The sequence below is a fragment of the Sphingosinicella ginsenosidimutans genome, from assembly GCF_007995055.1.
Classification (GTDB): Bacteria; Pseudomonadota; Alphaproteobacteria; order Sphingomonadales; family Sphingomonadaceae; genus Allosphingosinicella; species Allosphingosinicella ginsenosidimutans.
Genome location: NZ_VOQQ01000001.1, coordinates 1219074 through 1237697 on the forward strand (window position 1 = coordinate 1219074; position 18624 = coordinate 1237697).

20 protein-coding genes are annotated in these 18624 nt (G+C 67.9%); 7 read left to right on the forward strand and 13 right to left on the reverse strand.

Annotated elements, in window-relative coordinates; genetic code table 11:
• Positions 1-11: 11 nt before the first annotated feature.
• Positions 12-1019, forward strand: a complete 1008-nt coding sequence (ribA, locus tag FRZ32_RS06070) for a GTP cyclohydrolase II (protein WP_147044352.1) — start codon at positions 12-14, stop codon at positions 1017-1019.
• Here the strand turns inward: ribA and FRZ32_RS06075 are convergent.
• Both FRZ32_RS06075 and FRZ32_RS06080 read right to left on the reverse strand, forming a co-directional pair.
• Positions 1016-1678, reverse strand: coding sequence for an HAD family hydrolase (locus tag FRZ32_RS06075; protein ID WP_147042678.1), 663 nt, complete (start codon positions 1676-1678; stop codon positions 1016-1018). The genes ribA and FRZ32_RS06075 overlap by 4 nt on opposite strands.
• Positions 1675-2343: a YggS family pyridoxal phosphate-dependent enzyme gene (locus FRZ32_RS06080; RefSeq protein WP_147042679.1), complete on the reverse strand. Its 669-nt coding sequence runs from the start codon at positions 2341-2343 to the stop codon at positions 1675-1677. The genes FRZ32_RS06075 and FRZ32_RS06080 overlap by 4 nt, the downstream gene beginning before the upstream one ends.
• Before the next feature lie 22 nt (positions 2344-2365).
• On the opposite strand from FRZ32_RS06080, the gene FRZ32_RS06085 reads away from it, so the two are divergent.
• Positions 2366-2932 carry a thiamine phosphate synthase gene (locus tag FRZ32_RS06085; RefSeq protein ID WP_243445206.1) on the forward strand — a complete coding sequence of 189 codons (567 nt, stop codon included), beginning with the start codon at positions 2366-2368 and terminating at the stop codon, positions 2930-2932.
• Here the strand turns inward: FRZ32_RS06085 and FRZ32_RS06090 are convergent.
• Positions 2905-3639, reverse strand: a complete 735-nt coding sequence (locus FRZ32_RS06090; protein WP_147042680.1) for a hypothetical protein — start codon at positions 3637-3639, stop codon at positions 2905-2907. The genes FRZ32_RS06085 and FRZ32_RS06090 overlap by 28 nt on opposite strands.
• A 211-nt stretch (positions 3640-3850) precedes the next feature.
• On the opposite strand from FRZ32_RS06090, the gene FRZ32_RS06095 reads away from it, so the two are divergent.
• The 4 genes from FRZ32_RS06095 to holA are packed head-to-tail and all read left to right on the forward strand — an operon-like array spanning position 3851 to position 8387.
• Complete coding sequence (locus FRZ32_RS06095) at positions 3851-4327, forward strand: DUF3576 domain-containing protein (protein WP_147042681.1); 477 nt, start codon at positions 3851-3853, stop codon at positions 4325-4327.
• Between the two features lie 24 nt (positions 4328-4351).
• Positions 4352-6853, forward strand: a complete 2502-nt coding sequence (gene leuS / locus FRZ32_RS06100) for a leucine--tRNA ligase (RefSeq protein ID WP_147042682.1) — start codon at positions 4352-4354, stop codon at positions 6851-6853.
• Complete coding sequence (lptE, locus tag FRZ32_RS06105) at positions 6850-7368, forward strand: LPS assembly lipoprotein LptE (RefSeq protein WP_147042683.1); 519 nt, start codon at positions 6850-6852, stop codon at positions 7366-7368. Before leuS ends, lptE begins: the two co-directional genes overlap by 4 nt.
• Positions 7365-8387: a DNA polymerase III subunit delta gene (holA, locus tag FRZ32_RS06110; protein WP_147042684.1), complete on the forward strand. Its 1023-nt coding sequence runs from the start codon at positions 7365-7367 to the stop codon at positions 8385-8387. Before lptE ends, holA begins: the two co-directional genes overlap by 4 nt.
• Here holA and FRZ32_RS06115 read toward each other — a convergent pair.
• The 6 genes from FRZ32_RS06115 to FRZ32_RS06140 are packed head-to-tail and all read right to left on the reverse strand — an operon-like array spanning position 8384 to position 14059.
• The gene (locus FRZ32_RS06115) at positions 8384-9271 is read right to left on the reverse strand and encodes a ParB/RepB/Spo0J family partition protein (protein ID WP_147042685.1); all 888 of its coding nucleotides are present in this window, start codon (positions 9269-9271) and stop codon (positions 8384-8386) included. The two genes, holA and FRZ32_RS06115, sit on opposite strands and share 4 nt — an antisense overlap.
• A complete protein-coding gene (locus FRZ32_RS06120; RefSeq protein ID WP_147042686.1) occupies positions 9268-10053 on the reverse strand; it encodes a ParA family protein in 786 nt (261 codons plus the stop codon). The genes FRZ32_RS06115 and FRZ32_RS06120 overlap by 4 nt, the downstream gene beginning before the upstream one ends.
• A complete protein-coding gene (gene rsmG, locus FRZ32_RS06125) occupies positions 10050-10682 on the reverse strand; it encodes a 16S rRNA (guanine(527)-N(7))-methyltransferase RsmG (RefSeq protein WP_147042687.1) in 633 nt (210 codons plus the stop codon). Before rsmG ends, FRZ32_RS06120 begins: the two co-directional genes overlap by 4 nt.
• Positions 10682-12532 (reverse strand): tRNA uridine-5-carboxymethylaminomethyl(34) synthesis enzyme MnmG, encoded by a 1851-nt coding sequence (mnmG, locus tag FRZ32_RS06130; RefSeq protein WP_147042688.1) that lies wholly within the window; start codon positions 12530-12532, stop codon positions 10682-10684. Before mnmG ends, rsmG begins: the two co-directional genes overlap by 1 nt.
• Positions 12533-12569: 37 nt before the next feature.
• Entirely contained in the window at positions 12570-13829 is a 1260-nt protein-coding gene (gene mnmE, locus FRZ32_RS06135) for a tRNA uridine-5-carboxymethylaminomethyl(34) synthesis GTPase MnmE (protein WP_147044354.1), read from the reverse strand.
• Positions 13826-14059: a DUF6489 family protein gene (locus tag FRZ32_RS06140; protein ID WP_147042689.1), complete on the reverse strand. Its 234-nt coding sequence runs from the start codon at positions 14057-14059 to the stop codon at positions 13826-13828. Before FRZ32_RS06140 ends, mnmE begins: the two co-directional genes overlap by 4 nt.
• Positions 14060-14128: 69 nt before the next feature.
• On the opposite strand from FRZ32_RS06140, the gene FRZ32_RS06145 reads away from it, so the two are divergent.
• Complete coding sequence (locus FRZ32_RS06145) at positions 14129-14827, forward strand: dienelactone hydrolase family protein (RefSeq protein ID WP_424141284.1); 699 nt, start codon at positions 14129-14131, stop codon at positions 14825-14827.
• A 6-nt stretch (positions 14828-14833) separates the two neighbouring features.
• On the opposite strand, the gene FRZ32_RS06150 is transcribed toward FRZ32_RS06145, so the two are convergent.
• The 4 genes from FRZ32_RS06150 to hemE all read right to left on the reverse strand — a co-directional run bounded on the left by FRZ32_RS06150 (position 14834) and on the right by hemE (position 18416).
• Positions 14834-15487, reverse strand: a complete 654-nt coding sequence (locus FRZ32_RS06150) for a YjbE family putative metal transport protein (protein ID WP_147042690.1) — start codon at positions 15485-15487, stop codon at positions 14834-14836.
• 24 nt (positions 15488-15511) lie between these two features.
• Positions 15512-16768 (reverse strand): transcription termination factor Rho, encoded by a 1257-nt coding sequence (rho, locus tag FRZ32_RS06155; RefSeq protein ID WP_147042691.1) that lies wholly within the window; start codon positions 16766-16768, stop codon positions 15512-15514.
• A gap of 155 nt (positions 16769-16923) precedes the next feature.
• Entirely contained in the window at positions 16924-17376 is a 453-nt protein-coding gene (locus tag FRZ32_RS06160; protein WP_147044356.1) for a CopD family protein, read from the reverse strand.
• Positions 17376-18416 (reverse strand): uroporphyrinogen decarboxylase, encoded by a 1041-nt coding sequence (gene hemE, locus FRZ32_RS06165; RefSeq protein WP_147042692.1) that lies wholly within the window; start codon positions 18414-18416, stop codon positions 17376-17378. Before hemE ends, FRZ32_RS06160 begins: the two co-directional genes overlap by 1 nt.
• Between the last annotated feature and the right edge of the window lie 208 nt (positions 18417-18624).

The following is an 18624-nucleotide window of genomic DNA, read 5'->3' on the forward strand; positions in this document are numbered from 1 at the left end:
CGATCGACGCCATGCGGCGCGGCTGGCCGGTGGCGATCGACGGCTGGTCGTTCCTCGCGATCGAGACCGCCGATGCCGGCGGCCTCGCCGAGTTCGACGAAGGCGCGCCGGCCGATCTCCTGATCTCCGGCAACCGCGCCGCGACGCTGAAGCTCACCAACCAGCGCGATGCCCAGCCCGCCGAGCCGGTGATGATCCGGCGCGCGCCGTGGATCGACTTCGACATGGCGACCGCGATCGCCGATCCGGCGCTCGATCTTTCGACGCCATTGAAGGGCCCGTTCCAGGCCGAGCCGCTGCCGCCGGGCGGGGCGTCGAGAGCCGCGCTGAAGCTGGCCCGGCTCGCAGGCCTTCTGCCGGCGCTGTTCGCGCGGCGCGACGGGCCGGCGGAGGCCCGCATTTTCGCGGATGACGTCATGGCGTTCGGCGCGGGCGCCGATCTCAGGATCGTCTCGCGCGCCAGGCTGCCGACGCGCTTTGCGGAGGAGGCCGAGATCGTCGCCTTTCGCGCCGATGGAGACACGGACGAGCATGTCGCGCTGATCCTCGGCACGCCCGACGACAGCGCACCGCTGGTGCGAATCCATTCCGAATGCCTGACCGGCGACGCGCTCGGCAGCCTGAAATGCGATTGCGGGCCGCAGCTCGCGGCGGCGCTGGCACAGATTGCCGGATCGGGCTGGGGAATCCTGCTCTATCTTCGGCAGGAGGGGCGGGGCATCGGCCTGGTCAACAAGATGCGCGCCTATGCGCTGCAGGACCAGGGGTTCGACACGGTCGACGCCAATGTCCGGCTCGGCTTCGCCGATGACGAGCGCGACTTCACCGTGGCGGCGCGGATGCTCGAGAAGCTGCCGCGCACCAGGATCAGGCTCCTCACCAACAATCCGCGCAAGGTCGCGGCGCTCGAGGCGCAGGGGATCGAGGTGGTGGAGCGCGTGCCGCTGAAGGTCGGCGCGAACGCCTATAATCAGCGCTATCTCGACACGAAGCGCGATCGCAGCGGCCACCAGCTCTAGGCGAGCAAGGCGGCGACCTCGTCGAAATCGTGCGCGACCTGGGTGACCCCGAGCGCGCGCAGCCGATCCTCATGGCCATCGAGGCAATGGCGGCCGGCGACGAGGCCGATCACGGTGGCGCCGCTGGCGAGCGCGCCGGTGACTCCGACCGGAGAATCCTCGATGATGGCGCAGCGCTCGATCGGCACGCCAAGCGCCGCGGCGGCATGGAGATAGAGATCGGGCGCCGGCTTGCCGTTGGCGACATGCTCGCGGCCCGAGAAGATCATGTCGCCGAACGCATCGTCGAGCCCGAGATGGGCGAGATGGGTGGCGATCCAGCGGACCGAACTCGATGAGGCGATCGCCTTGGGCAGGGTCGGCGGCAGGGCGCGAACGAAGGCGATGGCGCCGGCCACCTCCTCGAGCCCCTCGGCGAGCGCACGGGCGTCCTCCCTGGCCCGGGCCTCGTGAAAACTTTCGGGAATCGGCCCGCCGATCCAGCGGGCGATCGCATCGTGGAAGTCACGCCCGGCCAGGCCCATGAAATTGTGCATGGATTCGGCGACGGTCGTGGGATGGCCGATCGCGGTCAGGAAATCGGCGATCTGCTTGTTGCCGGCATATTCGCTTTCGATAAGGACGCCGTCGAAATCGAAGATCAGCGCGTCGAACCTCATCGGCGGATCCCGAACAGGGCGGTGCCGACGCGGACATGGGTGGCGCCGAGCATCACCGCACTCTCGTAATCGGCGGACATGCCCATGCTGAGCCCGGTGACGTCATGGCGGCGCGCGAGCTTCGCAAGCAGCGCGAAATAGGGTGCCGCTTCGACTTCGGCCGGCGGAATGCACATCAGCCCGGCGACCGGGATTTCCGCCTCCCGGCAGCGATCGAGGAGGGCGGGAAGCTCCGCGATCGCGCAGCCGCCTTTCTGCGGCTCCTCGCCGATATTGACCTGCACGAAGCAATCGGGCCGCCGGCCGGTCTTCGCCATCGCCCTGCCGAGCGCAGCGACCAGCGACTCGCGATCGAGCGAGTGGATCGCATCGAACAGGCGGACGGCCTCCTCCGCCTTGTTCGATTGAAGCTGGCCGACGAGGTGCAGGCGAAGGCCGGGATGGGCCGCCTTGAGCGCAGGCCACTTATCCCGCGCTTCCTGCACCCGGTTTTCGCCGAAGTCGCGCTGGCCGGCCGCGATGAGCGGGACGATCGCCTCGACCGGCTGGGTTTTCGAGACCGCGACCAGCGTCACCGCCGCGGGCTGGCGCCCGGCGATCTTCGCGGCGCCGGCGATTGCGGCGCGGACGGCTTCGATGCGTTCGCTGGCTGATGCGTCGATCATGGCGGCTGCTATAGGAAGGGCGATGCCCGCCTTCCAGCCCTTGCCCCGCCGGTGGATGATGACGGACGAACGGATGGGCGATGGCCTCCCGGCCGCGCTGGACAGGCTTCCCGCCGGGAGCGGCATCGTCTTTCGCCATTACCGCCTCGGCGAGGCGGAGCGGCGGGCGTTGTTCGAGACGGTGCGGGCGCGGGCCTGCCGGCGCGGCCAGCTTCTGCTGCTTGCGGGGCCGGCCGAAACCGCCCGCCTGTGGGGCGCCGACGGCAGCCACGGCCGCGGGCCGGGCGAAGGGCTGCGGACCGCGCCGGCGCATGATCTGGCCGAACTGCGGCAGGCCGAGGCCGCGGCGGCGGCGCTGGTCTTCCTCTCGCCGGTCTTCGCGACCCGCTCTCATGCCGGGGCCCGCCCGATCGGCGTGGACGGCTTCGCGACGCTTGCCGCCGCCACGTCGCTCCCCGTCGTCGCGCTCGGCGGAATGAACGAGGCGCGCGGCGCGGAATTGATGGCGCGCGGCGCTTATGGCTGGGCGGGGATCGACGCCTGGCTCGACCGCTCGGGCGATCAGAAGTGGAAGGCGGTTCCGATATAGACGGTCTGGCTGTCGCGGCGGGCATCGCGGGACAGCGGATCGATCCGGTCGCGAGCGATGCGATAGCGCGCGCCAGCCGTCAGATCGACATGGCGCGTGATCGAGAAGGCCGCGCCGGCATCGAGCGAATAGGATTCGTCGACCGCGACCAGCCGCTGCGTGCCTTCGTTCCGCTCGGCGGCGACGGCGACCCGGCCGGTCAGCCGGCGATTGGCGCGATAGCTGACCCCGACCTGCGCCGCTTCCCGCCGGCCAGGAACGATGCCCGTATTGTCGGATTCGGCGATGTCGCCCGACACCGCGAAGCGCCGCCAGCCGACCGAGAGGCCGAGATTGTAGTTGCTGGGCGTGATCGTCGGCGACGACGTGACGGTCGCCGCCACCGGCGCGCGAATCGGATCGGTCGGCGCGGCATCATGCAGCCGCAGCGACACGCGATTGCCGGCGCGCAGCCGCTGGTTGACCGAGCTCGACGGCGTGAAGCGGATGTCGTTGACGTTCATGCCGCGCCGGGCAAGCGCCGCCGCAAGACGCGGATCGGTGACGGCGGGCGTGAAATCGGTGGAGACCGCAAGGCCGTTCAGCGCAGCGGCCCGAGGCGCGGCGCGGGTGACGCCGGTCGCCGCCAGCGCGGGCGCGAGCAGAAGCGCGGCCGCAATCAGCGTCCCGCCCCCGATCAACGCATTGGTCCGAGCCTTCTTCAACATGCGACTCCCGATGACATGGCATGTAGTATGAGTCCGGTATCTTGCCTAGCGACTCCGCGGTCGTGCCGATCCTGAATCGGTTCAGCCTGTTGCATCTTTCCCACAGCCCGCCGAAGCCTGCCCTTCGGGAGGCGCCAACAGAGCGCTTGCCGGACGCGCCCGCCTCTCTATAACGACGCCTTCGAAGGGCGAAATTTCCAAGGATCATTTGATGGCGCGCGTTCACATTCTGGGGATTGTCGTGGCGGCCGCTTCGCTTGGCGGGTGCCAGGCGATCAGCAACGACTTGGGCCGGACCTTCCATCCCAGCCGCCATTCGCGCCATGCCACCGCGCAGGCCGACGAGGCCGCGCGCCAGGTCACCACGATCGGCGTCAACGCCTATCTGTGGCGCGCCGCGCTCGACACCCTGTCCTTCGCGCCGATCGCCCAGAGCGATTCGAACGGCGGGGTCATTTCGACCGACTGGTATTCCAATCCCAATAATCCGAACGAGCGGGTGAAGGTGACCGCGACGATCCTCGATCGCGACCTTCGCGCCGACGCGCTTCGCGTCACCGCCGCGCGCCAGACGATGAGCAACGGCCAGTGGGTGGAGGCGCCGGTCGCCGCCGCCACCGTCCAGCGGCTCGAGGAGATCATCCTCACCCGCGCCCGCGACCTCAGGCGGCAGTCCTCCATCCGCTAAGTCTTGCAAGGATCCTTTTGCGCGATGGCATCGCGATTCAATCCGCGTAGCGCCGATGCCCGCTGGCAGCAGGCATGGGACGAGGCGGAAACATTCCGCGCGTCGGACGATTCGAACCGGCCGAAAGCCTATATCCTGGAGATGTTCCCCTATCCTTCGGGGCGCATCCACATGGGCCATGTCCGCAACTACACGATGGGCGACGTGCTCGCCCGCTACCGGCGGATGAACGGCATGGAGGTGCTCCACCCGATGGGATGGGACGCCTTCGGCATGCCGGCCGAAAATGCCGCGATGGAGCGCAAGGTCCATCCCGGTGAATGGACCTGGTCGAACATCGCGACGATGAAGGCGCAGCTGAAGCGGCTCGGCTTCGCGCTCGACTGGAGCCGCGAGATCGCCACCTGCGACCCGGCCTATTACGGCCAGGAGCAGGCGCTGTTCGTCGACCTGTTCGAGGCGGGGCTCGTCTATCGCAAGGAGAGCGAGGTCAACTGGGACCCGGTCGACATGACCGTGCTCGCCAACGAGCAGGTGATCGACGGGCGCGGCTGGCGCTCCGGCGCGCTCGTCGAACGCCGCAAGCTGAACCAGTGGTTCCTCAAGATCACCGACTTCGCCGAGGACCTGCTCGAGGGGCTGGCCGGGCTCGATCACTGGCCCGACAAGGTCAAGCTGATGCAGGAAAACTGGATCGGCAAGAGCCGGGGCATGCGCTTCCGCTTCGATCTCACCGCGCCGGTCGGTGGAATCGACCGGTTCGAGGTGTTCACGACGCGGCCCGACACGATCTTCGGATCGAGCTTCGCGGCGCTGTCGCCGGACCATCCGATCGCCGCCGCGCTCGCCGCCGGCCGTCCCGACATCGCCGGCTTCATCGCGGAGTGCAAGCTGGGCGGGACGACCGCCGCCGAGCTCGAAACGGTCGAGAAGAAAGGGTTCGACACGGGCCTGAAGGTCCGTCATCCCCTTGATCCGGAATGGGAATTGCCGGTCTACATCGCCAATTTCGTGCTGATGGACTATGGCACCGGCGCGATTTTCGGCGTGCCCGCGCACGACCAGCGCGATTTCGAATTCGCGACCAAATATGGCCTGCCGATCCGGCGCGTCGTCGCCCCGAGCGCCGCCGAGGCCGATCGGCCGGTGGAAGGCGAGGCGGACAGCGGCGACGGCATTCTCGTCAATTCGCGCTTCCTCGACGGCATGAGCGTGGCCGAGGCCAAGGCCGCGGTGATCGCCCGGGCCGAGGGGGAAGGCTGGGGCGAGGGGACGACCGCCTGGCGGCTGCGCGACTGGGGCGTGTCGCGCCAGCGTTACTGGGGGACGCCGATCCCGATCATCCATTGCGCGACATGCGGTCCGGTGGCGGTGCCGAAGGAGCAGCTTCCGGTCGTCCTTCCCAACGACGTCACATTCGACATACCCGGAAATCCGCTGGAGCGGCACCCGACCTGGAAGCATGTCGATTGCCCCGCCTGCGGCGGGCCGGCGACGCGCGAGACCGACACGCTCGACACGTTCGTCGATTCCTCCTGGTATTTCATCCGCTTCGCCAGCCAGCCGACAGACCGGCCGTTCGACCGCGCGGTCGCCGAAAGCTGGCTTCCGGTCGACCAGTATATCGGCGGCGTCGAGCATGCGATCCTGCACCTGCTCTACGCCCGTTTCTGGACGCGGGCGCTCCAGCGGATCGGCAAGATCGACGTCGCCGAGCCGTTCCGCGGCCTCTTCACCCAGGGCATGGTCACCCACCGCACCTATCAGGACGCCGAGGGCAACTGGCTGCTTCCCGAAGAGGCGGAGGCCGCCCAGGCGGCCGGCCGGCCGGTCAAATCCGGGCGCGTCGAGAAGATGTCCAAGTCCAAGCGCAACACGGTCGATCCCGAGCCGATCGTCGAGCAATACGGCGCGGACGCCGTGCGCTGGTTCATGCTTTCGGACAGCCCGCCCGAGCGCGATCTCGAATGGAGCGAGGCGGGAATCGAGGGCGCCTGGCGCTTCGTCCAGCGGCTGTGGCGGCTCGTCGATGCCAATGCGGACGCGAGCGGGGAGGACAAGGCGCTCGACCGCAAGCTCGCCCAGACGATCGCGGGCGTCGGGCAGGACATCGAGGCGCTGTCCTTCAACAAGGCCGTCGCCAAGCTTTACGAGCTGGTGAGCGCGATCGAGAAGGCCGCGCCCTCGGGATCGCGCACCAGGGCGACACGCACGCTCGTGCGGCTGGTCGCGCCGATGACGCCGCATCTCGCGGAGGAGGCCTGGGCGAAGATGGGCGAGGCCGGAATGGTCGCCGACGCGGACTGGCCGAGCTACGATCCGGCCCTGCTGGTCGAGGACGAGGTGACGATCGCGATCCAGGTCAACGGCAAGCTCCGGGACACGCACAGCGCGCCCAAGGGGACGCCCCGCGAGGAACTGGAGGCGATCGCCGTCGCCAATGCCAATGTGCAACGAATTCTCGCCGGCGCTACGCCGAAGAAGGTGATCGTCGTCCCCGACCGACTGGTCAACGTCGTCGCATGAGGAGGACAGCGGCCCTCGCCGCCGCGCTGGCGCTGGCCGGATGCGGGCTCCATCCACTCTATACGGGCGGCGCCGGCGGGCCGATCGCGCAGTCGCTCCGCTCGGTCGAGGTCGCGCCGATCCCTGGGCGGGACGGATGGCTGGTCCGCAACGCGCTCGCCGACCGGCTGCAGCATCCGCAGGGCGCCCCGGCGCATTATCGGCTCGAAGTCGAGCTTGAGGACAATATCGCCGGGTTCGGCATCCGATCCGACGATGCCGTGACGCGCGAGCGGCGGACGCTGCGCGCGCGTTTCCGGCTCATCGAAGCCGGACGCGGCACGGTGGTGCTCGACGCGACGGCGGGGTCGGACGCGGGCGTCGATGTGGTCGGATCGGAATATGCGACCGTCGCGGCCGAACAGACGGCGCTCGAACATCTGGCGACCGAAGTGGCTGACCAGATCGTCTCGCGCGTCGCGCTCTATACCGCGCGCACCACCGGAGAGCCGGCGGCGACGCCGCAGGGCCAGTGAAAGCCAACGCCGCCGACGCCCAGCGTGCCTTCGCCGTCCCGGGCGACGTCCGGCTGTTCCTCTTCCACGGGCCCGATGAATCGGGCAGCCGCGCGCTGGTGCGCAAACTCGCCGAGGCGATGGGCGAGGCGGCAGAGCGCGTCGACCTGACCGGGGCCGAGCTCAGGGACGATCCGGCGCGGCTTGCCGACGAGGCGGCCGCTATTTCGATGTTCGGCGACAGGCGCTGGATCCTGATCGAGCAAGCCGGCGACGAGATCGCGCCCGCCGTCGAGGCGCTGCTCGATGCGCCGGTCGCGGGAAATCCGGTCGCGGTGGTCGCCGGCACGATGCGCGCCGGGTCGTTGCTGCTGAAGCTGGCGCTCGCCGCGCCGGGCGTCCTGTCCGTCGCCAGCTTCGCGCCGGACGGTGTTGCGGCCGACAAGCTCGTGGTCGAGCGCGGCCGTGCCCTCGGCCTTGACGTCAGCACCGGCGCCGCGCGACGGATCGCCACCGACTGCGGCGGCAACCGGGCGATGATCGAACGCGAGCTTGAGAAATATGCGCTCTATCTCGACGCGGCGCCGGGGGCCGTGCGCCCGCTCGATCACGATTCGATCGATGCGCTTGGCGGTTCGGGCGGCGGCGAGGGGGCCCTGGCCCGGCTGGTCGACAGCGTTGCGGATGGCGACGGAGCGACCATGGAGGCCGAGCTTGCCCGGCTGCGCGGCGTCGGCATCGGCGGAATCCCGCTGCTGCGCGCAATGCTGCGGCGGATGAGCCTGCTCGCACGGCTGCGCGCGGAGGTGGAGGCGGGCAAGCCCCCCGCCGCCGTCATTGCATCGGCGGGCAAGGCTGTCTTCTGGAAGGACAGGGGCACGATCCAGCGACAGATCGGCCGATGGCGCGCCGATGTCATCGCGAAATCGATCGGCCGCCTGCTCGACGCCGAGCGCGAGGTGATGATCGGGGCCGGGCCGATCGCCGCGGACGCCGAGCTGCTTGCGATCTGCCGCCAGGCGGCGCGCCTCAGGCCCTAGAACTTCCCGCCGCTCAGCCGCTGGCAGATCATGTCGAGCTGATCGAGGCTCGAATAATTGAGCGTCACCGCGCCGCCCTTCGGCGCATGCTTGATCGAAACCTTGAGCCCGGTCATGTCGGCCAGCTGCCGTTCGAGCGCCGCGATATCCGCATTGGCGTCCTTGTAGCCGATCGGCAGCGGCCGCTGGCGGGTCGGCCGACCCGACTGGACGAGCTTTTCCGTTTCACGCACGGAAAGCCCGCGGCGGACCACCTCGTCCGCCAGCTCTTCCGGATCGGCGGCGGTGACGAGCGCGCGGGCATGACCCATGGTGAGCTGCCCGGCCCCGACCATCACCTGGACCTGCGCCGGAAGATCAAGCAATCTCAACAGGTTAGCAACATGGCTGCGCGACTTGTTGACGACCCTGCCGAGAGCCTCCTGGGTATGGCCATAATCCTCGACCAACCGCTTGTAGGCCTGCGCCTCCTCGATCGCGTTGAGGTCCTGACGCTGGATATTCTCGATCAGCGCGACTTCGAGCGTCTCCGCGTCGGTGAAGTCGCGGACAATGGCCGGGATTTCATGCAGCCGCGCCTTTTGCGACGCGCGCCAGCGCCGCTCGCCGGCGACGATCTGGAAACGGTGGCCATGGGGGCGGACCACGATCGGCTGGATGACCCCGCGCGCCTGGATCGATGCGGCGAGCTCCGCCAGCGCCTCCTCCTGAAAGATGCGCCGCGGCTGGCCCGGGTGCGGCTCGATGCTCGCCACCGGGATCAGACGGATGTCGCTCGATCCGCCGGTGCCGCCGACGGGTGTTTCACGTGAAACCTCGCCAAGAAGCGAGGACAGGCCCCGGCCCAGGCCGGTCGGCCGTTTCGCGCGCGGCTCCTCGCTCATGCCGCCTCAGCCTTGCTTCGCGGCAGGCGCGCCATGAGTTCGCGCGCGAGCGCGATATAGGCCTCCGACCCCGGACAGCGATGATCGTAGATCAGCGCCGGAATGCCGTGGCTCGGCGCCTCGGACAGCCGCACGTTGCGCGGGATCACCGTCTTGAACACGACATCGCCGAGGCACGCGCGCACATCATCATGGACGAGGCCCGAGAGGTTGTTGCGCCGATCGAACATGGTCAGCGCCACGCCGAGAATCGACAATTCCGGATTGAAGCGCTGCCGCACCCGTTCGACCGTCTGGAGAAGCTGGCTCAGCCCCTCCAGCGCGAAGAACTCCGCCTGCAGCGGCACCAGGATCGAATGGGCGGCGATCAGCGCGTTGACGGTCAGGAGGCCGAGAGATGGCGGGCAATCGATGAGGCAGACATCCCACCGATGCGTCTCGGCAGCCTCCAGCGCGGCATCGAGTCGGTGAGTTCTCCGTTCAAAATCAATGAGTTCGATCTCCGCACCGGACAGATCGACCTTCGCCGGGACGATATCGAGCCGCGGCACACGGGTCTGCACGACAACCTCTTCAAGCGTGGCCTGGCCGGTAAGCAGCTCGTAGCTCGAACATTCGCGCAGCGCCTGGCCGATGCCGAGCCCCGTCGATGCATTGCCTTGGGGATCGAGGTCGATCAGCAGGACCCGGAGGCCCGTGGCGGCAAGAGCGGTGGCGAGGTTGATCGCGGTGGTCGTCTTGCCCACCCCGCCTTTCTGGTTGGCGACCGCGATCCGGATCATGTGCGCCGTCCTTTGGCCCTGTGGACGCCATCGGCGACGATGATGCGCGCGTCGGCGTCGGTCACGCTTGCATGAAGCTCGAATCGACCTTGCCACGAAGGATCGAGCGCCGCCAGTTCACTTTCGGCATTTCGCCCCTTGGGAAGCACCCACCGACTCTTTCCTGTGGACAAAGCTGTGCCAAGATCGAGCAGGCGCGGCAGCGGTGCGAAGGCGCGCGCGCTGATGACATCGAAGCGCCGGGCAGGGGCCCGCTCGACCTTGACCGGCAAAATCTCCGCCTCGATGCCAAGGACGGCGGCGGCACGGTGGAGGAAGTCCACGCGCAGGCGCCGCTCCTCGATCATGGTCACCGGGCCCGCGTGGAGCAGCGCGACGATCAGCCCCGGGAAGCCGGCACCGCTGCCCAGGTCCACCCATGACCCCGCCCGCGAGGGCGCCAAGCGAACCAGCTGGGCGGAATCCGCGATATGACGCAGCCAGAGCGAGTCGAGGCTTGCCTTCGACACGAGGTTCTGGCGCTGGCTCTCGGCCCTGATGAGCGCCGCAAAAGCGTCGAGACGGTCCATTGTTCCACGTGGAACATCGAAGCTGCGCTCCACCCACGCGCGGGCTTCCTCCTCGGTCATCAAGCGGCCTTGCGCCGGCTGTGGACAAGAATCGCCGCGAGGGCCGCAGGCGTCACGCCGCGGATCCGGGACGCGGCACCCATCGTGGTCGGCCGTGCCGCCGACAGCCGCTCGATCATTTCGATCGACAGCCCGGGAACCCGGGCATAATCGAGCGCCGCGGGGATGGGGACCGCTTCGTCGGCGCGCAGTCGCTCGATCTCGCCCTGCTGGCGGGCGACATAGGGCGCGTAGATCTGGTCCTGCACGACTTCCTCGAGGCGCTCCCGCGGGACCCCGGCCAGCGCGGGCGCGATGCGCAGCAGCTCGGGAATCCCCAGATCTGGAAAACGGAGCCAGTCGGCGAGGCTCCTGCGAACACCGTCATCGCGCACCTGCGCCCCGGCTGCGCGTAGTTCCGCCGGGGTCGCGCTTCGCGCGAGAAGCGCTTCGGCACGCGCCCGATCGGCGGCGGCCGCCTCGAAATGACGCTGCCGCGCCGCCGAAACGCAGCCGGCGGCGATCGCCTTTGGGGTGAGCCTGGCCTCGGCATTGTCCGCACGCAGGCGGAGGCGATATTCGGCGCGCGCGGTCAGCATCCGATAGGGCTCGGTCACGCCCTGCAACACGAGGTCGTCGACCATCACGCCGATATAGGATTCGGCCCGGTCGAACAGGACGGGCGCTCGCCCAAGGGCGAAGGCCGCGGCGTTGAGCCCGGCTACCAGCCCCTGCGCGGCCGCCTCTTCATAGCCCGTCGTCCCGTTGATCTGGCCGGCGAGATACAGTCCCTCCAGATCGCGAACGCCGAGCGTCGGATCGAGGCTGCGGGGGTCGACATGATCATATTCGACCGCATAGCCGGGCTGGAGAATCTCGGCTCCCTCAAGCCCGGCGATCGAGCGGACCATCGCGAGCTGCGCGTCCTGCGGGAGAGAGGTCGAAATGCCGTTGGGATAGATCGCCGGATCGTCGAGTCCCTCCGGCTCGAGAAAGACCTGATGCCCGTCGCGATCACCGAAGCGATGCACCTTGTCCTCGATCGAAGGGCAGTAGCGCGGGCCGATGCCGCTGATCTCCCCGGCAAACAGGGGCGAGCGATGGAGATTCGCCCGGATGATGTCATGGGTCTTCGCGTTGGTCCGTGCGATCGCACAGAAGAGCTGCGGAGCGGCTCGACGCCTCGTCATTGACGACATCGTCCAGGTCTCGCCGTCCGAGTCCTGCCGTTCGAGCGCCGACCAGTCGATCGTCCGCCCGTCGAGGCGTGGCGGGGTCCCGGTCTTGAGCCGGGCGAGGGGGAGATCGAGATCGCGCAGCTGCGCCGCGAGCGCGGTCGCCGCGCGCTCGCCGACCCGGCCGCCTTCGACGCTCGACATCCCGAAATGAAGCCTGCCGCCAAGGAAGGTGCCGGTGGCGAGAATGACCGCCCTCGCCTCGATCGTGCGGCCGTCGGCGAGGTCAAGCCCGGTGACGCGATTCCCCGCGAGCCCCAACACCGCCGCCTCACCCTCGACCACGTCGAGCCCGTCCTGCGCGGCGATCATCGCGTGGATCGCCGCCTTGTAGCGCTTCCGGTCGGCCTGGATGCGCGGGCCCCGAACCGCCGCGCCCTTGCTCGCATTGAGCATCCGATAATGGATCGCGGCATGATCGGACGCCAGGGCGATGAGCCCATCAAAGGCGTCGACCTCGCGAATCAGGTGGCCCTTGCCGAGCCCGCCCATGGCCGGGTTGCACGACATCGCGCCGATCTGGTCGCGGGAGAAGCTGACCAGGGCGACGCGCGCGCCCATGCGCGCCGCGGCCGCCGCAGCCTCCGTCCCGGCATGGCCGCCGCCGACCACCACGATGTCGTAGCATGCGCTCATGGCGCCGCCCCTAACGCATTTGTTCCACGTGGAACATTCACTTTCCGATGCAGAACCGCCCGAAGAGCGCGTCGAGCATGTCCTCCACCCCGGCGCGGCCCGTGACCCGGTCCAGCGCGCGAAGCGCCTGCCGAAGCGATTCCGCGGAAATCAGGGGATCGGCGGCGACCTCGCCCTCGCGCAGCCAGGCGGCGGCGTCCGCCAACGCCGCCCGGTGGCGCGCATGGAGGGCCACCTCGCCCTCGACGGGCAGCAGCGTCGCTGCGCGCTCGACCAGAAGATCCGCCAGCCGATCGAGTCCCTCGCCGGTCAACGAGGATATGGCGAGGTCGACCCCCGGCGGGGGCTGGGAGAGATCGCACTTCGCGTGAATTCGGATGGCGTCCGCCGGCGACTCCGCCGGTGCGCCGAGCCACAGCACGATGTCGGCGCGGGCCACGGCGTCGCGCGCCCGCGCAACCCCGATCGCCTCGATCTCGTCTTCGCTCGTCCGCAGCCCCGCCGTATCGATCAGCACGAAGGGCGTGCCGCCGATCGCGACCGGCGCCTCGATCAGGTCGCGCGTCGTCCCGGCAATGGCCGAGGTGATTGCTACATCTCGTTTGCTTAACGCGTTGATCAGGCTCGATTTTCCGATATTCGGCGGCCCGGCGACGGCGACCCGGACGCCGTCGCGCAGCCGTTCGGCCGACGGTCGCCCCAGCCAGGCTTCGATACGGTCCGCCATCCCGGCGAAGGCGGCGCGAAAGTCGTCTGGCGCGACATCGGCCTCGTCGGAAAAGTCCAGCGACGCCTCCACGCGCGCCGCGAGCGCGAGGAGGGCGATGCGCCAGGTTTCGACCTGCCGGCTGAGCGCGCCGCCGGCAAGCGCCATGGCCGCGCGTCGCTGCGACTCGGTCTCGGCCTGGAGGAGGTCGGCGAGACCCTCGCTCTCGGCGAGGTCGATCCGCCCATTTTCGAAGGCCCGCCGCGTGAACTCGCCGGGTTGGGCCGCGCGCAGGCCGGGGAGCGCGCCGAGCGCCGCCTGCACCGCCGCGACGACCGCGCGGCCGCCATGAAGATGCAGCTCGATCAGGTCCTCGCCGGTCGCGGAGCCCGGGCCCGGGAAACGAAGCACCAGCGCGCGATCGAGAAGCTCGCCGTCCCGCCGCAGCGCCGCCAGCGTCGCGCGCCGCGGCTCCGGGAGCCGACCCGCGAGCGCGATGAGCGCGGCATCGGCGCGCGGCCCGCTGATCCGCACCACCGCGATCGCAGCGGGCGGCGCGCCCGACGACAAGGCAAAGATCGTGTCGGTCAGGCGCCCTTGCCGCCCGTCTGGCCCATCATCTGGCGCCACAGATTCAATCCCGCCTCGTTCATCGGCCCCCAGGCCTTCATCATGTCGCCGAACATTTCGGGATTCACGCCCTCGCTCACCGCCTTCTGCATCTTTTCGACATAGGCCTGATGAACCGGCGTGAGATCCGGCAGACCGAGGAAGCGACGCGCCTCCTCCGGCGTGCAATCGACATCGACGCTGACTTTCATGGCGCTCTCCCTGTTCCGCCGGGACGCCAAAGTCTATAGGCGCGTCGAACCGTGACAAGGAGGATGATCATGGCGTGGATCGAGATCGATACGTTGGCGGGCGACGGCCGGTTCAAGGCGTGGCTGTCGGAGCCTTCAGGCGATCCGCGCGGGGCGATCGTGGTCATCCAGGAGATTTTCGGGGTCAATGAAGGCATCCGCCGCAAGTGCGACCATTGGGCGAGCCTCGGCTATCTCGCCGTCGCGCCGGACCTGTTCTGGAAACTAAAGCCGGGCATCGAGCTCGACCCGGACGTCCCCGACCAGTTCCAGCAGGCGCTCGCCTACATGCAGAAGTTCAACCAGGACCAGGGCGTGCGCGATATCGAAGCGACGATCCGCGCCGCGCGCGCGCGGCTGCCGGAAGGCGGGAAGGTCGGCGCGGTCGGTTACTGCCTCGGCGGCCGGCTCGCCTACATGACGGCATCGCGCACCGACGTGGATGCGAGCGTCGGCTATTATGGCGTCGGACTGGAAGGGCTCATCGGTGAGAAACATGCGATCGCGCGGCCGCTGCTGCTCCACGTCGCCGGCGCCGATCATTTCTCATCGCCCGAAAAGCAGCGTGCGTTGCATGAAGGGCTCGACGACCATCCGAAGGTGACGATCTTCGACTATCCGGGCGAGGATCACGGCTTCGCGACCGAAATGGGCAAGCGGCGCAGCGAAGAGGCGGCCCGGCTCGCGGACAGCCGGACGGAGGCCTTCTTCGCGGAGACGATCGGATAGCGGCCGTCAGCCAAGGTTGGCGATGAGGGGGAGCACGCCTGTTTCGTGGCTCACCAGCCCGTCATAGATCATCCGCAGCGCGACATAGAGGATCAGGAGCAGGCCGGCCCAGGCGATCCAGCGGTAACGCTGGACCAGCCGGGCGACATAATTGGCCGCAAGCCCCATCAGCGTCACCGAAAAGGCGAGCCCGAGAAACAGCACCGCCGGATGCTCGCGCGCCGTCGCGGCGACCGCGAGCACATTGTCGAGACTCATCGACAGATCGGCGAGCGTCACCTGAACCGCGGCGCGCATGAAGGACTTGGTCCGGAGCGGCCCTTCGATCTCCTCGGTCTCGGGATCGTCGAGTACCGGCTCCGGCCGATGGCGAAGCTCGGTATAGATGTTCCAGGCGACCCACAGCAGCAGCAGGCCGCCGGCGAGGACCAGACCGGTCACCTGCAGCAGCTGCGTCGCGACCAGCGCGAAGGCGATCAGGAAGACAAGGGCGATCGCGACGCCCAGCAGGATGACGCGCCGGCGCTCCTTGTCCGGAAGGCCGGCGGTCAGCGTCCCCATGATGACGACATTGTCGCCGGCCATGGTGAGATCGATCAACACCACCTGGGCGAGGGTGACCAGCCCGGCGGCCGTGAAGATGTCGGCGAAATCGAACATCAGCCGCCAACGCCCATGACGGCTCTACTGGTTCATCGAGGCGAAGAAATCCTCGTTGGTCTTGGAATCCTTCATCTTGTCGAGCAGGAACTGCATCGCATCGACGGTGCCCATCTGCATGAGGATGCGGCGCAGGACCCACATCTTCGAAAGCGTGCCCTGCTCGACCAGCAGCTCCTCCTTGCGGGTGCCCGACTTGCCGACGTCGAGGCTCGGGAAGATGCGCTTGTCGCTGACCTTGCGGTCGAGGACGATTTCCGAGTTACCGGTGCCCTTGAACTCCTCGAAGATAACCTCGTCCATCTTGGAGCCGGTGTCGATGAGCGCGGTGGCGATGATCGAGAGCGAGCCGCCCTCCTCGATATTGCGCGCGGCGCCGAAGAAACGCTTCGGCCGCTGCAGCGCATTCGCGTCGACGCCGCCGGTCAGCACCTTGCCGGAGCTTGGCACCACCGTGTTGTAGGCGCGGCCCAGGCGGGTGATCGAATCGAGCAGGATGACGACATCCTTCTTGTGCTCGACGAGCCGCTTGGCCTTCTCGATCACCATTTCGGCGACCTGGACGTGGCGGCTGGCCGGCTCGTCGAAGGTCGAGGAGATGACCTCGCCGTTCACCGAGCGCTGCATGTCGGTCACTTCCTCCGGCCGCTCGTCGATGAGCAGCACGATCAGGAAGACTTCCGGATGATTGTCGGTGATCGCCTTGGCGATGTTCTGGAGCAGCACCGTCTTGCCGGTGCGCGGCGGCGCGACGATCAGCGCGCGCTGGCCCTTGCCCTGGGGCGAGATGATGTCGATGACCCGCGCCGACTTGTCCTTCAGCGTCGGATCGAGCGTGTCGAGCTTCAGCTTCTCGTCGGGATAAAGCGGCGTCAGATTGTCGAAATTGACGCGGTGGCGCACGGCCTCCGGATCGTCGAAGTTGATCTGCGTGACCCGCACCAGGCTGAAATAGCGCTCACCGTCCTTGGGACCACGGATCTCGCCCTCAACCGTGTCGCCGGTCCTGAGGCCGAAGCGCCGGACCTGGTTCGGGGAGACATAGATGTCGTCGGGTCCGGCCAGATAGTTGGAATCGGCGGAACGAAGGAAGCCGAAGCCGTCCGACAGGACCTCGATCGTTCCCTGGCCCATGATCTCGTCGCCATTTTCGGCGCGGACCTTGAGGATCGAGAACATGAGCTCCTGCTTGCGCAGGGTCGATGCGCCCTCGACTCCCAGTTCCTCGGCCATGGCGACCAGATCGGCAGGGGTCTTCTGTTTCAAATCGTTGAGATGCATAATTTTTCTTCTGTTGAAAGTCGCGGATTCCGGGCGCGGAAAGCTCAGAACATGTCGGATTTATGTGCGGCTTGAATGCCCGCGCGGACGCGGCGGGCAACGACTGAATCGCCGTTATGCGCCGGCCCTGTTCAAGTCAAGCGAGAGGGACGGGCTCAAAACGGCTTTACGATCACCAGCACGACGATGATCGCGACGATGATTCCGGGGACCTCGTTCATCATCCGCAGCGTCCGGCCGCTGACGCGCTCGCCGCCGCGGGCCAGCTTCTTGCCATAGCCGACGAGCCAGCCGTGATAGGCGGACAGGATCAGGACGAGCAGCAGCTTGGCGTGGAACCAGCCCTCGTGCCAGGCCCCGGTCACATAGACCAGGCTGAGGCCAAGCACCCAGACCAGGATCATCGACGGGGTGATGATGATGTTGCGCAGCTTGCGCTCGCGCTCGATCCACCTCTTCTCTTCCTCGGACCCAGGCGCCGATTCCTGATGATAGACATAGTAGCGCGGCAACATGAACAGCCCCGCGATCCAGAAGATCACGAAGATGATGTGGCCGGCCTTGAGCCAGGCATAGGTCACGGTCAGCGCGGCTCCCAAATCATAGATCAAGCGCGGCCTCCGTGGCGGCGGACCAGCGAAAGGAGATGCTCGACATTGGCGATCGGCGTTTCCTTGACGATGCCGTGGCCGAGATTGAAGATGTGCGGTCTTCCCTCGAACGTAGATAGGATGCGGGCCACCGCATTTTCAAGCGCCTCGCCACCAGCGAGCAGCGCGAGCGGATCGAGATTGCCCTGGAGCGGAAGATCGGCGGGCAGGACGCGCGCGGCCCAGGCGGGATCGACCGTCTCGTCGAGCCCGAGCGCGTCGACCCCGGTCTCGTCGGCATAAGCCGGCAGCTTGCCACCGGCGCCCTTGGGAAAGCCGATGATCCTGATCCCGGGGCGGCGCGCGCGAAGCCCGGCGACGATCCGCGCATTGGGGGCGATGACCCAGCGTTCGAACTGGTCGGGGGCAAGGCTGCCGGCCCAGCTGTCGAAGAGCTGCACCGCCTCGGCGCCGGCATCGGCCTGGCCGACGAGATAATCGATCGTGACCTCCACGATCGCATCGATGATCGCCGAAAAGCTGGCGGGATCGGCATAGGCCATGCCGCGCGCGGCGGCCTGCTCGCGGCTGCCGGCCCCGGCGACCATATAGGTCGCGACCGTCCAGGGGCTGCCCGCGAAACCGAGCAAGGTCGTGGTCGCGGGGAGCGCCGCTTTCACTTTCTCCACAGTGCGATAGATGGGCGCGAGCCGCTCCGGAACGCGCGTCAGCCCGGCCAGCGCGGAATCGATCAGCGGCGGCGACAGGCGCGGACCCTCGCCCGCCTCGAAAGCGAGATCCTGGCCGAGCGCATAAGGCACGATCAGGATGTCGGAAAACAGGATGGCGCCGTCAAAACCGAAGCGGCGGATCGGCTGGAGCGTGATCTCGGCGGCCGCCTCGCTGTCGTAAACGAGTTCGAGAAAACCGCCCTTCTCGGCCCGCAGCGCGCGATATTCGGGCAGGTACCGCCCCGCCTGACGCATCAGCCAGACCGGAATAACGTCTGTTTTTCCACCACTTAACACCGTCATCAGTGGTTTGGACGGATCAGTCATGTCGGCCGCGCGGCTCCGCTTTCTACACTTATATTATTAGATTCAATGGATGGTTGATGATGGTAGTCCCCGGCATGGCGGGGTTTATGTGGATCGGCCGATTTTGCCAACAGCTTGACGGACGCGCCCGCCGCGGAGTCCCTCGGAGTCGCGGCCAGCTTCCCCGGGATTCACAGGCTGGGGGCGAAAACCGCTCCATGTTCGCGCG